Below are 12,421 nucleotides of genomic sequence, written 5' to 3'. Positions count from 1 at the left end.
GTCGCGGTGGGAGACTTGCCACATGCCCCTCACCGAGCCGCACGACGACAACCTCCCCCAGGAGGAGCAGGTCGTCGCGGTGCCCGCGGCCGGTGACGATGTCACCGAGGCCCCGGCGGGGCCGGACTCCGGGCCGGTGGAGTCCGGGCAGCCGGAGCCGGAGCCGAGCCTGCCCGAGCCGGTGCGACAGCGGATCGTCTCGCTCACCGCCGCCGTGCTGCCGGGTCTGCCCGGTGACGAGGTGCCCGTGCCGTTGCGCCGGGTCGCCAAGTTCGCCCCGAATCGACGCGCCCGGCTCGGTGCGCCGGCGATCGCCGCCCAGCTCGCCGCCGATCCGCTGTTCCGGCAGCGGGTCACCGCCCGGGTCCTGACCGACGCTGGTGACCTGGGTACGGCCGTGGTGGAGGGCACCGCCCCCGCCGCCGCCGACCCGGTCGAGGTGGCCGCCCTGGCCTACCTGGCCCGCCCGCGCGGCTGGCGGGAGCTGATCGACGCCAGCGGGGCGGCGGTCCGCGCCGAGGCGGACACGGCGGTGGTGGCCGAACTGGTCCGGCAGGCCGAGCAACGGGCCACTCGGGCCGAGCATGACCGGGCAGTGGCCCGCGTGGAGGCGGACAAACTCCGCGACGAGCTGGCCCGGGTGCGCGAGGAGTTGGGCCAGCTGCGTGAGGAGGCCCGGCAGTTGGCCCGTACCCTGCGGGAGAACCAGGCCCGCGAGCGCCGGGCGAACGAGCTGCTGGCCACCGAGCGGGGCCGGGCCGCGCGGGCCGCCGCCGACGCGGACGCCGAACTGCGTCGCGCCCGGGCCCGGCTGGCCGAGGCCGAGGCGGCGGCCGGAGCGGCCCGCAGCAGCGCCAAGGAGGCCCGCTCGGTCGACGACGCACGGCTGTGGCTGCTGCTGGAGACGATCGGTCAGGCCGCCCTCGGGCTGCGCCGGGAGCTGGCTCTGGACCCGGTCGACAGGCTGCCCGCCGACTTCGTGGCCGACTCCTTCGCCGATTCTCCGGCCGCCACCGCGGCCGCGGCCCGGGCCCAGGACACCGACGACCCGGCCCGGCTGGATCAACTGCTGGCCCTGCCCCGGGCGCACCTGGTGGTCGACGGCTACAACGTGACCAAACGCGGCTTCGGTGAGATGTCCCTGGAGCAGCAGCGCAAGCGGCTGGTCACCGGCCTCGGCGGGATCGCCGCGCAAACCGGCGACGAGGTCACCGTGGTCTTCGACGGCGCCGAACGCGTGCACGGACTGCCGCCTGCCCCGCGAGGCGTACGGGTGCTGTTCTCCCGCAAGGGTGAGACCGCCGACGAGTTGATCCGCCGGCTGGTCCGTGCCGAACCACCGGGCCGCCCCGTGGTGGTGGTGTCCTCCGATCGTGAGGTCGCCGACGGGGTACGCCGGCACGGGGCGTACCCGCTGGGTGCGGACTCGCTGGTGCGCCGGCTGTCGCGGTCCTGAGCCCGGCGGCGGTGGTCCTGAGCCCGCCGTGCGGGTGGCCGACGGGCGTGGGGTGGGCTCACCCCGGGACATAGGATGGGCGCCCATGGCGACAGGAGCGGCGGGTATGAGGCGCACGGCGGGCGACGGACCGGTTCGCGTCCGCTGCGGCGGGTCGCCGCTGCCGGACGGGGTGGCGCGGTGAGCCCGCGGGGGTGGGCAGTGCTGACCCTGGCCGGGCTGGGCGTCGCGCTGGTCGTGGCGGCACTGGTACTGATCCCCTGGCAGCGCCCACCGGCACCCCGGGCAGAACAGCTCGCCGCCCTGCGTGACCTGCCGACCGAGCAGGTGGAGCGAGCCCGGCAGTTCCGCTCCGCGTTGCGCCCCGGCGGATGGGCGGCGCTCGGCGTCGGCCTGCTGGTGGCGCTGGCTCTCGGGTTGACCCCGCTGGGCAGCCGCCTGGTCGAGTTGGCCGGGCGCCCCTTCGGCGGGCACTGGATCGCGCAGGCGATCCTCGGCGGTCTGGCCGTGGTGCTGGTCGCCGACCTGGTGACGCTGCCGTTCGCGGCCTGGCGGCACAGCGTGCTCACCCGTTACGGGCTGGCCACCAACGGCTGGGGCGGCTGGGCGGTGGACCTGCTCAAGTCGTACGCGGTCAGCGCCGTCATCGGGGCGGTGGCGCTGCTCGGCTTCTACACCGTGATCCGACTCGCCCCGCGCTGGTGGTGGGCGTTCGGCGCGGCTGGCGCCGCCACCCTGGTGGTGCTGCTCTCCTTCGTGCTGCCGGTGCTGGTCGAGCCGGTCTTCAACCGGTTCAGCCCGATGGAGCCGTCGCCATTGCGCAGCCAGCTCATCGAGCTGGCCGAACGCGACAAGGTGCCGGTGCGTGACGTGCTGGTCGCCGACGCGTCCCGGCGTACCCGGGCGGTCAACGCGTACGTCTCCGGATTGGGGCCCACCCGCCGCGTGGTGGTCTACGACAACCTGCTGCGTGAGGCGACGCCGGCAGAGGTGACCGCGGTGGTGGCGCACGAGCTCGGCCACGCCCGGGACCGGGACGTGCCGGTGGGCACCCTCACCGGCGCGCTCGGCGCCGCCGCCGCCGTGGTGGCGCTCTACCTGATCGGCTCCTGGCCACCGCTGCTGCGCCTGGCCGGTGTCGACTCGGTGGCCCAACCGCGCGCGTTTCCACTGCTGCTCGCCCTGGTGACGGTGGCCGGATTGGTCTTCACCCCGGTGCAGGCGCTGATGTCCCGGCGGGTCGAGGCCCGCGCCGACGCGCACGCGCTGGCGTTGACCGCAGACCCGGCGGCGTTCGAGTCGATGCAGCGGCGGCTGTCCGCGGTAAACCTCTCCGACCCCGACCCGCCCCGCTGGGAATACCTGTACTCGGCGTCCCACCCGTCCACCGTGGAACGGATCGCCGCCGCCCGCGCGTACGCCCGAAAGGTTGGCCGGTGAGCGAGCGTCAGCGAGCGAATCATCGACGCAGCGTCCTGGTGCCTCATGGCGGCCCGCAGCGGAGCGGAGGGCCGGCATGAGCCGCACGTTGCTGGTGACGAACGATTTCCCGCCCCGGCCGGGCGGCATCCAGTCGTTCGTGCACAACCTCGCGGTGCGCCAGCCGGCCGGTTCGGTGGTGGTGTACGCGTCGCGTTGGGCCGGTGCGGACAAATTCGACGCCGACCAGCCGTTCGAGGTGGTGCGGGAGCGCACCAAGGTGCTGCTGCCCACCCCGCTGGTGGCGCGCCGGGCCGCGCGGCTGGCCCGGTCGTACGGCTGCGACACGGTCTGGTTCGGCGCGGCAGCTCCGCTCGGCCTGCTCGCCGCCGGGTTGCGCCGACGGGCCGGGATCCGACGGGTGGTCGCACTGACCCACGGCCACGAGGTCGGCTGGGCGGCGTTGCCGATGGCCCGGACGGCGCTGCGACGCATCGGTCGGGACACCGACGTGGTGACCTACCTGGGGGAGTACACCCGCACCCGGCTGTCCCGGGCGCTGGACGGCCTGACCGAGCTGCGGCGGCTGGCGCCCGGCGTGGACACCGACGTCTACCACCCGTCCGTCGACGGCGCCGCGGTGCGGCACCGGCTCGGCCTGGCCGACCGGCCGGTGGTGGTCTGTGTGTCCCGGCTGGTGCCCCGCAAGGGCCAGGACATGCTGATCCGGGCGATGCCGCTGATCCGCCGCCGGGTGCCCGACGCCGCGTTGCTGGTGGTCGGCGGCGGACCGTACCGGACCACGCTGGCCCGGCTGGCCCGCCAGTCCGGAGTGGAGCGGGAAGTGGTCTTCACCGGCTCGGTGCCCTCGGCCGAACTGCCCGCCCACTACGCGGCCGGCGACGTGTACGCCATGCCGTGCCGCACCCGCAACCGGGGCCTGGACGTCGAAGGGCTCGGCATCGTCTACCTGGAGGCGTCGGCGACCGGCTTGCCGGTGGTGGCCGGCGACTCCGGCGGCGCCCCGGACGCGGTGCGTCAGGGCGAGACGGGCTACGTGGTGGACGGTCGGGACCTCGCCCAACTCGCCGACCGGGTGGCCACCCTGCTGGCCGACCGGGACCTGGCCCGGCAGTTCGGCGCCGCCGGCCGGGCCTGGGTGGAGCGGGAGTGGCGCTGGGAGACGCAGGCGCTACGCCTGGCCACACTGCTCGCCGGCTGAGGCCGGCCGCCGAAGGGTGGCTCAGCGGATGCGGGCGAGAATGTGGTCGGGGGAGGCGGGGCGGCCGAAGTGCCAGCCCTGGCCGGCGTCACAGCCGATCGCCCGCAACCGTTCGGCCTGCCCGCCGGTCTCCACGCCCTCCGCGGTGACCGTGAGGTCCAGCGCGTGCGCCAGCGACACCAGCGAGGCCAGGATCCGCTCGTCGGCGCGGGCCTCCGGGGTGCGTAGGCCGCGGACGAACTCACCGGCCACCTTCAACTCGGTCACCGGCAGATCCCGCAGGTAGGCCAGGTTGCTGTAGCCGGTGCCGAAGTCGTCGATGGCGATCCGGATGCCCAGGTCGGCGAGGGCACGAAGGGCGCGCACCGGCTCCTCGGAGGTGGTCATCATCGTGCTTTCGGTGATCTCCAGCTGGAGCCGGTTCGGCGGCAGGCCGGTACGCCGCAGCAGGGACCGCACCTCCTGCACCAGACCGGGGCGGCGGACCTGACGGACCGCCAGGTTGACGCTGACGTAGGGCGGCTGGCCCGAGGTGGACGTCCAACCGACCGCCTCACGGCACGCCTCGGCGAGCACCCACCCGCCGAGCTGCACGATCAACCCGGTCTCCTCGGCCAGGCCGATGAACCTGTCCGGACGCAACACGCCCAGTTCTGGGTGACGCCACCGGACCAGCGCCTCCACCCCCAGCAGCGAGCCGTCGTGCAACGAGGTCAACGGTTGGTAGTCGAGGAAGAACTCACCCCGCTCCAAGCCGGCCGGGATGGCCGCGCTCAGCTGCTGACGAGCCTGTTCCTGCCCGTCGCGCTCCGCGTCGTACAGGGCCCATCCCGCGCCGCCAGCCGACTTGGCCCAGTGCAGGGTGCTGCCGGCGGCACGCATCAGGTCGTCCGGTGAGGTCCCCGCGACCCGCCGCTCCACGATGCCCACACTCGCCGTGACCGTCACGTCATGCCCGTCGACCACCACCGGCTCGGAGAGCGCGGCCAGCGCCGCCTCGGCGACGGCGACCACGTCGCCGGTGCCGGTGGACCGTTCGACGAGGACGACGAAGGCGTCCCCGCCGAGCCGCGCGACCAGGTGCGGTTCGACCGCCCGCCGCAGTCGCCGTGCCGCCGCCACCAGGGCCCGGTCGCCGATCTGGTGCCCGAACGAGTCGTTGACCCGCTTGAACCGGTCCAGGTCGAGGAAACACAGCCCGACCCGACGGCCGCTGCCGACTGTTCCGTCGACGGCGGCGGCGAGGCGTTCGGCGAAGAGCGTGCGATTCGGCAGGCCGGTCAACGGGTCGTGGGTCGCCTGATGCCGGAAGCGGGCCTCGCTGGCCCGCAGGGCCTGCTCCGCCTCGACGCGGGCGGTCATCGCGGCCCGGCGGATGGACTCCTGCTCGTCGAGGGTCCGGTCCCGCAGCGCCCGGGCGTAGCCGGTGGCGACCGCGCCCAGCAGCCGGGCCATCCGGTCCTCGATGTCGTCGGCGACCAGGTCGAGGTCGCGGACCAACCGAAGCTGGATCACCTCGACGGTCCGGCCGAGCGCCTCGGCGGAGACGATGTGCGCGGCGACCAACTCGTCGGCGACCTTGTGCCCCACCCGCAGGTCGAGCGGCTCCGCCCGCAGCGCCTCGGCGAGCAGGTCGGTGAGCCGCTGCAGCAGCACCTCCAACTGGGCGTGGGTCATCGGCAGATAGCTGGTGCCCGACACCGCCTTCGCCCAGGCGCGGGCGAACACGCCGACGCAGGGCCGGCCGTCCGCAGGCTTACCCACCGAGGCGCCCGACCCCGCCGAGGAACACCGCCCGTTCGGCGTCCTCGGCGCTCTCCGGCGTTTCCGGGCGCCACTGCGGCACCCACACCACGCCGGGCTCGACCAACTCGAAGCCGTCGAAGAACCCGGTCAGCTCGGCCCGGCTGCGAATGAACAGCGGGCTGTCGGTGCGCCGGTAGACCTCCTCGGCCTCGGCCCGCTCGGCCTCGTCCCGGCCGTCGTCGCTGGCCTGCGACAGGACCAGGTGGCTGCCGGGAGCCAGTGCCGCCCGGAGGGTCCGCAGCACCTCGGCCGGCCGGTCGTCGTCGGGGACGAAGTGCAGCACCGCCACCACCAGCACCGCCATCGGCTGGGAGAAGTCGAGCATCGCGCGCACGTCGGGGTGGGCCAGGATCCGGTCGGGATGGCGCAGGTCCTCCTGGATCACCGCCGTACGGTCGTTGCCGGCCAGAATCTCCCGACTGTGCGCCACGGCGACCGGGTCGACGTCGACGTAGACCACCCGCGAGTCGGGGGCGTGCCGCTGCGCGATCTCGTGCACGTTGCCCACGGTGGGGATGCCGGAGCCGATGTCCAGGAACTGCCGGATACCGGCGTCGGTGAGGAACTGCACGGCCCGGCGCAGGAAGGCGCGGTTGGCCTGGGCCATCAGCGGCGCCTGCGGCACCACCGCCACCATCGCGCGAGCGGTCGCCCGGTCCACGGCGAAGTTGTGTGAGCCGCCGAGATAGTAGTCGTACATGCGGGCGACGCTGGGACGTTCGACATCGATCGTCTCGGGTGCCCAGTCCGGCCGCTGCAAATGCCCTCACCCCTTCGCACGCCCTCGGGGGCGACGGCGCCCCGGCGGGTATTCTGCCCCGCTTTCGCAAGGGAGGCCATAGCCGTTCGTGTCGGAGGGCGATGAATGCGAAGATCCGTGTCCCGGCGCGGCGGGACACGGATCTCCGTCGGTACCGCGCCGGTCAGAACTTCGGCGCGTCCGGTGCCTCAAGCAGACCGAGCCGCAGCGCGGTCATCAACGCCTGCGCCCGGTTGGCCGCGCCGAGCTTCTCGTAGAGCTTCGAGATGTGGGTCTTGGCGGTCGATTCGCTGACGAACAACTGCTTGGCGATGCCGGCGACGCTCATCCCGTCGGCGAGCAGCCGCAGCACCTGTCCCTCGCGGGGGGACAGCTGCGGACCGGACGGGGCGAGCCGACGCTTCATCGCCTCGGCCAGATCGGCGGCGGTGAAGGCGCTCGGGGAGGAGGCGGCGTGCCGGGCGGCGGCGACCACCTCGTCGGCCGGCGCGGTCTTCGGCACGAACGCGCTGGCGCCGGCCTCCAGGGCGCCGAAGAGCTGGTCGTCGCCGGCGTACATGGTGAGCACCACGATGCCCATCGACGCGCTGGACTTGCGCAGTGCCCGGGTGGCCTCCAGGCCGCTGCCGTCGGGCAGTCGCAGATCCATGATCACCACGTCCGGCTGCAGGGCGCCGGCCTGCCGGACGCCCTCCGCCGCCGTGGCCGCCTCGCCGACGACCTCGAACTGCCGGTCGCGCTCGAAGGCGTGCCGCAGGCCCTTGCGGATCAAATCGTGATCGTCGACAAGGAGGACCTTGGTACGGGTTGCCGGTGTCGGGCTTGTGGTCATCCTCGGCTTACTCCCCTTCTGCAGCGGCGGCGCTACCGCGAACGTTATCGCGCCGGGGCGGTGAACCGACCACCACCGCGACGGTCGTCCCGCTCGGCTGCCGCGGCCTGATCTCCAACCGGCCTCGGATACGTTCCGCTCTCTCGGCCATGATCGCAAGACCATAGTGCCCGTCCGAGCGCTGGTCACCCATGCCGTGACCGTCATCCGACACTTCGATCTGCGCGTAGGGCGGGTCCACCTCACAGGTGACCCAGAGATTGGCTGCGCCGGCGTGCTTGCGGGCGTTGGTGACCGCCTCCTGGGCGATGCGCAGCAACTCGGCCTCGGTCGCGGCGGGCAGCCGGGCGGTGGACTCGTCCAGGGACAGGTGCACCCGCAGCCCGCCGGAGGCGCCGACGGTGCGGGCGTACTCGGCGATGGCGGCGGCCAGGCCACCGTGCCGGTCCACCTCGCTGCGCAGCTCGAACAGGCTCAGCCGCAGCTCAGTGATCACCCGGGTCACCTCCTGGCGCAGCAGCCGCAGCGACTCGGCGGTCTCCTCGGCGTCGTCGTGCACGGTGGCCAGGGCGTTGTCGATGCCGTAGCCCACCATCACCAGTTCCTGGGCCACCCCGTCGTGAATCTCCCGGGCCAGCCGCTGCCGTTCCTCGTTGGTGGCCAGCGAGCGCACCTCGTCGAAGAGCAGGGCGGCCTCCAGACGCAGCGCGGCCGGGCCGGTCAGCCCGGTCACCTGGGCCACCACCGGTGACGGGTACGCCTGCGCCGTGTCGGTCTCCAGCACCACCAGACCCACCGTGCGCAACCCGGCCACCAGCGGCACGATCAGCGCCGAGACCTCCCCACCGCGGTGTGAGCGGGACTGCGAGCGGGCCGAGGTCTGCGACTGCTGGCTGGCCCAGGCGTCGGCGATGGCCGAGTCCGCGTCGATGGTGGTCTCCCAGTCGACCCGGTCCGCACCGAGCTGAGCGAGCACCACCAACCGGCCACCACCGCTGGCGGAGAGCACCGCGCCCCGGTCGGTACGGGCCACCGTGCGCAACTCCTCCAACAGGTGCTCGGAGATGCCGCCCGGGTCCAGCGTGGCGCCGGGCAGTTGGCGGGCCACCGTGCGCAGCTGGGTCAGCAGCCGGGTCGCCTCGGCGTACGGCTGGGGCTTGCTGTCGTGGCGGGCCTGCATCACCCGGTGCAGGGTGCCGGCGGCGTAGAGACCGAGGGCGGCCAGGATCAGCCACTGCGCGCAGACGGCGAGGTAGCCGGGCTGGCTGAGCTGGCGAACCCCGCCGACCTCGGTGACCGCACCGGCGACCAGCAGACTGCCGGCGGTCACCGCGATCAGTGCCGCGCCCTCACGGAAGCGACGGCGCAGCGCCGTGACGGTCACCGGCACCGCGAGGTAGGGCAGCACCGCGGAGGCGCCCAGCCCACCGATGTGGCCGCCGACGGTGGCCACCGCGGCGACCTGGCTGGCCGCCAGACCGAGCACCACCACCTCCGCCACCCGGCTCAGCGGGCCGACGAGCCGGTGCTGGGGCGCCAGCATCGCTGGTAACCCGGCCAGCGCCAGCAGGACGATCCACCACAGCTGTGTCACGTCGCGGGTGGCGAACAGGGTCAGGACGGCGACCAGCGTGAGCACGACGACGCGCGCCGCCGCGGCGAGCGGGTGCGAGCGGGCCAGGGCGGATGTGGAGGCGGGCACGTGACGGATGGTAGTCAGCCGCGGTAGATGTCCGCGATTTCCGCCGCGTACGTCTTGTGCACGACCTGGCGCTTGACCTTCAGCGACGGGGTCAACTCCCCGGTGGCCTCGGTGAAGTCCTGAGGCAGCACCCGGAAGACCTTGATCGCCTCGGCCTTGGAGACCGACTGGTTGGCCTGGTCCACGGCGGCCTGGATCTCCGCGCGCAGCCCCTCGTGCTGACGCAGGTCCTCAATGCCGGTGTCGGCCGGCAGCCCGGCTGATTCCAGCCAACCCGGCAGGGCCTCCTCGTCCAGGGTGACCAGCGCGGCGATGAACGGCTGCCGGTCACCCACCACGACGCACTGGCTGACCAGACGATGCGACCGGACCTGGTCCTCCAGCACGGCCGGGGCGACGTTCTTGCCGCCGGCCGTCACGATGATCTCCTTCTTGCGGCCGGTGATGGTCAGATATCCGTCGCTGTCGAGCGAACCCAGGTCGCCGGTGCGGAACCAGCCGTCGGCGGTGATCGACTCGGCGGTGGCCGTGTCGTTGTGCCAGTAACCCTGGAAGACGAGGTCACCGGCGACGAGGACCTCGCCGTCGTCGGCGATCCGGATGGTCACGCCGGGCAGCGGTCGACCGACCGTGCCGATCCGGGTGAATCCGGGCAGGTTGGCCGCGGCGGCGGGAGAGGTCTCGGTCAGGCCGTAGCCCTCACAGACCGTCACACCGATGCCCCGGAAGAAGTGGCCGAGCCGGGCGCCGAGTGGCGCGCCGCCGGAGATCGCGTCGCGGCAGCGCCCGCCGAGCGCGGCCCGCAGCTTGGCGTAGACCAGCCGGTCGAAGAGCGCGTGCTGGGCACGTAGCGCCAGGCCGGGCCCGCCGGGCGTCTCCAGCGCCTCGCTGTACGCGATGGCGACCGCCTCGGCCCGGGCGAAGATCTTGCCCTTGCCGCCGGCCTCGGCCTTCTGCTTGGCGCCGTTGTAGACCTTCTCGAAGACGCGGGGCACCGAGAGCACGAAGGTCGGCTTGACGTCCTGCAGCTCGGCGACCAGGTTCTTGGTGTCCGAGCAGTGCGCCATCGTGGCGCGGGCGTGCACCACGCCGATCTGGATGAGCCGGGCGAAGGCGTGCGCGAGCGGCAGGAACAGCAGGGTCGACGCGTTCGGCCCGAACAGATTGGGCAGCACCGGAACGGCGTTGGCGATGTCGGCGTACATGTTGCGGTGGGTCAGCACGCAGCCCTTGGGTCGGCCGGTGGTGCCGCTGGTGTAGATGATGGTCGCCACGTCCGAGGAACGCAGGGCCGCCCGGCGGCGGTCGATCTCGGCCGGTTCCACCTCCGCGCCGGCGGTCATCAGGTTGTCCACACCATCCAGGTCGATCTGCCAGACGTGGGACAGGGCGGGCAACTGGTCACGGACGCCGGCCACCAGCGTGGCGTGCGCGGTGGTCTCCACCACGACGGCCACCGCGCCGGAGTCGCCCAGGATCCAGGCCGCCTGCTCGGCGCTGGAGGTTTCGTAGATCGGCACGGTGACGGCACCGGCCGCCCAGATGGCGTAGTCGACGAGCGTCCACTCGTAACGGGTGCGACTCATCAGCGCCACCCGGTCGCCCGGCTGCACCCCGGCGGCGACCAGCCCGCGCGCGACCGCGGCCACCTCGTCGCGGAACTGCTGGCAGGTCACGTCGGCCCAGCCGCCCGTCGCGTCGCGGCGGGCGAACTGCACCGCGTCGGGCGCGCTCTCGGCGTTGTCCCAGACCGGATCGGTGAGGTTGGCCGAATCGCCGACAGTGACGATCGGCGGAACGGTGAACTCGCGCACCTGCACTCCCTCGTGCTCACGGGACCGGGGTCGGGCCGCCACCTGCGCCGGTGGCCCTGTCGAAACCTACCCGCCCGGTCGGCCGGGAGCACACCGCAGGTGGACGGCGCGGCGCGCGGGAGGTCACCGGACGGTAGCCTCCCAGCATGGCGGACTCCTCCACCCAGTCGATCATCATCGGCGCGTCACCGGACCGGGTGGCCGCGGTCATCTGCGACTTTCCGAGCTACCCGGAATGGACCGACGCGGTCCGTGCGGCGGAGGTGGTCGAGGAGTACGAGGACGGTTACGCCAGCCAGGTCCGTTTCGTCCTCGATGCCACGGTGATGGCCGACGAGTACGTGCTGGCGTACGCCTACTCCGAGGACCTGTCCCGGATCGAGTGGCACCTGGTGGCCCCGTCGAAGATGCAGAAGGCGCAGCGGGGCGCGTACGACCTGGTGGCCAACGCCGACGGGAGCACCACCGTGACCTACACCCTGGAGGTGGAGCTGGCGGTCGGGATGCTCGGCATGTTCCGTCGCAAGGCCGAGAAAATGATCATGGATGCCGCGTTGAAGCAGCTCAAGCGCCGGGTAGAAGCATCCGGTGCGGCGCAGTGACGCAGCTGGCGACCCGGTCGCCGCGGTAGAGGAGCCCAGCATGGGTGCGACAGATCCGGGCACGGCCCGGGAGGAAGCGGAGCGGCTGGTCGCCACTCTGCTGGCCACCGTGCGGTTGGCCGCCGCCAACCCGGCGGCGGTGCCGCTGGGCCCGCTCGGCGGGATCGTGACCGGTGTCCTCGGTCACAACGACGCGCCGGGCGCGGCCTCCGGCGGCGCCGGGGCGGGTTTCGCCACCGGCGCGGCCGAATGCTGCGTCTGTCCGGTTTGCCGGGGCATCGCCGCGTTGCGTGACCCGAGCCCCGAGTTCGCCGAACGGCTGGCCACCGGCGCCGGGGATCTGGCCGCTGGCCTGGCCAGTTTCCTGCGTGCCTTCGCCCCGGCCGAGCCGCCCGCCGGACCGGGCGCGGCGTCGGCGCCGGGGTCCGCCGCCGATGCCACCGCCACCGCCTCCACCGATCCGCACGGCGGCCACGTGTGGCGCGAGGCGACCCGGACCGGGCATGATTCTCAGCCGGCACCGGAGCGGGACGTCTGGTCCGCCGCGACCCGGGCGGAGGACGTCGTCGTCCCGGCCGCCGCGCCCGTCGATGCCGCCGGGCCGGCCGGACGCCGGACGGCGACCGAGCGTCGCGTGGTGCCCGCCTCCCGGGTACCCGACGGCGAGCCCGCGCCGGGTGACGAGCCCGCGCCGGACGGCCGTACCGTGCCCGGCGGGCGGCAGGGCGCACCAGGCGACGGGGCCTGATCACGGACGACCCGCAGCACCACCGGCGAGGGCAGGTGTGCGCGGGGTGGCACAGCAGAG

Annotated in this window: 10 protein-coding genes; 5 read left to right on the top strand and 5 right to left on the bottom strand. The window is 73.4% G+C overall.

From position 1 onward, the window contains the following. The first annotated feature begins 22 nt into the window (after nt 1–22). The 3 genes from O7601_RS27675 (at nt 23) to O7601_RS27665 (ending at nt 4,097) form a co-directional block, all read left to right on the top strand. Complete coding sequence (locus O7601_RS27675; RefSeq protein WP_281563984.1) at nt 23–1,456, top strand: NYN domain-containing protein; 1,434 nt, start codon at nt 23–25, stop codon at nt 1,454–1,456. A gap of 180 nt (nt 1,457–1,636) precedes the next feature. Continuing rightward, nucleotides 1,637–2,896 (top strand): M48 family metallopeptidase, encoded by a 1,260-nt coding sequence (locus O7601_RS27670; RefSeq protein ID WP_281563983.1) that lies wholly within the window; start codon nt 1,637–1,639, stop codon nt 2,894–2,896. A gap of 76 nt (nt 2,897–2,972) precedes the next feature. Continuing rightward, the gene (locus O7601_RS27665) at nt 2,973–4,097 is read left to right on the top strand and encodes a glycosyltransferase family 4 protein (protein ID WP_281563982.1); all 1,125 of its coding nucleotides are present in this window, start codon (nt 2,973–2,975) and stop codon (nt 4,095–4,097) included. 21 nt (nt 4,098–4,118) lie between these two features. Here O7601_RS27665 and O7601_RS27660 read toward each other — a convergent pair whose 3' ends face one another. The 5 genes from O7601_RS27660 to O7601_RS27640 all read right to left on the bottom strand — a co-directional run bounded on the left by O7601_RS27660 (nt 4,119) and on the right by O7601_RS27640 (nt 11,011). Next, nucleotides 4,119–5,774 carry a bifunctional diguanylate cyclase/phosphodiesterase gene (locus O7601_RS27660; protein WP_281567066.1) on the bottom strand — a complete coding sequence of 552 codons (1,656 nt, stop codon included), beginning with the start codon at nt 5,772–5,774 and terminating at the stop codon, nt 4,119–4,121. Between the two features lie 79 nt (nt 5,775–5,853). Continuing rightward, nucleotides 5,854–6,663, bottom strand: coding sequence for an SAM-dependent methyltransferase (locus O7601_RS27655; RefSeq protein ID WP_281563981.1), 810 nt, complete (start codon nt 6,661–6,663; stop codon nt 5,854–5,856). Between the two features lie 163 nt (nt 6,664–6,826). Next, nucleotides 6,827–7,495 carry a response regulator transcription factor gene (locus O7601_RS27650; RefSeq protein WP_007072219.1) on the bottom strand — a complete coding sequence of 223 codons (669 nt, stop codon included), beginning with the start codon at nt 7,493–7,495 and terminating at the stop codon, nt 6,827–6,829. A gap of 7 nt (nt 7,496–7,502) precedes the next feature. Continuing rightward, on the bottom strand, nt 7,503–9,197 hold the full coding sequence (locus O7601_RS27645; protein WP_281563980.1) for a GAF domain-containing sensor histidine kinase: 1,695 nt from the start codon (nt 9,195–9,197) through the stop codon (nt 7,503–7,505). A 14-nt stretch (nt 9,198–9,211) separates the two neighbouring features. Continuing rightward, nucleotides 9,212–11,011: a long-chain fatty acid--CoA ligase gene (locus tag O7601_RS27640; RefSeq protein WP_281563979.1), complete on the bottom strand. Its 1,800-nt coding sequence runs from the start codon at nt 11,009–11,011 to the stop codon at nt 9,212–9,214. Between the two features lie 146 nt (nt 11,012–11,157). Between O7601_RS27640 and O7601_RS27635 the strand changes: the two genes are divergently transcribed. Both O7601_RS27635 and O7601_RS27630 read left to right on the top strand, forming a co-directional pair. After that, a complete protein-coding gene (locus tag O7601_RS27635) occupies nt 11,158–11,613 on the top strand; it encodes an SRPBCC family protein (RefSeq protein WP_281563978.1) in 456 nt (151 codons plus the stop codon). Between the two features lie 40 nt (nt 11,614–11,653). Further along, nucleotides 11,654–12,361, top strand: a complete 708-nt coding sequence (locus O7601_RS27630) for a hypothetical protein (RefSeq protein ID WP_281563977.1) — start codon at nt 11,654–11,656, stop codon at nt 12,359–12,361. The last annotated feature ends 60 nt before the right edge of the window (nt 12,362–12,421 follow it).

Source organism: Verrucosispora sp. WMMD573, assembly GCF_027497175.1.
In the GTDB taxonomy this organism is placed as follows: domain Bacteria; phylum Actinomycetota; class Actinomycetes; order Mycobacteriales; family Micromonosporaceae; genus Micromonospora.
Note: the sequence above shows the minus strand (reverse complement) of the source record. Positions and strands in the feature narration are given on the sequence as shown.

Bases quoted from the DNA above. Each gene is read 5' to 3' on its own strand.
- O7601_RS27675 (WP_281563984.1), top strand. From the start codon at position 23: ATGCCCCTCACCGAGCCGCACGACGACAACCTCCCCCAGGAGGAGCAG.
- O7601_RS27665 (WP_281563982.1), top strand. From the start codon at position 2,973: ATGAGCCGCACGTTGCTGGTGACGAACGATTTCCCGCCCCGGCCGGGC.
- O7601_RS27660 (WP_281567066.1), bottom strand. From the start codon at position 5,774: ATGACCCACGCCCAGTTGGAGGTGCTGCTGCAGCGGCTCACCGACCTG.
- O7601_RS27650 (WP_007072219.1), bottom strand. From the start codon at position 7,495: ATGACCACAAGCCCGACACCGGCAACCCGTACCAAGGTCCTCCTTGTC.
- O7601_RS27635 (WP_281563978.1), top strand. From the start codon at position 11,158: ATGGCGGACTCCTCCACCCAGTCGATCATCATCGGCGCGTCACCGGAC.
- O7601_RS27630 (WP_281563977.1), top strand. From the start codon at position 11,654: ATGGGTGCGACAGATCCGGGCACGGCCCGGGAGGAAGCGGAGCGGCTG.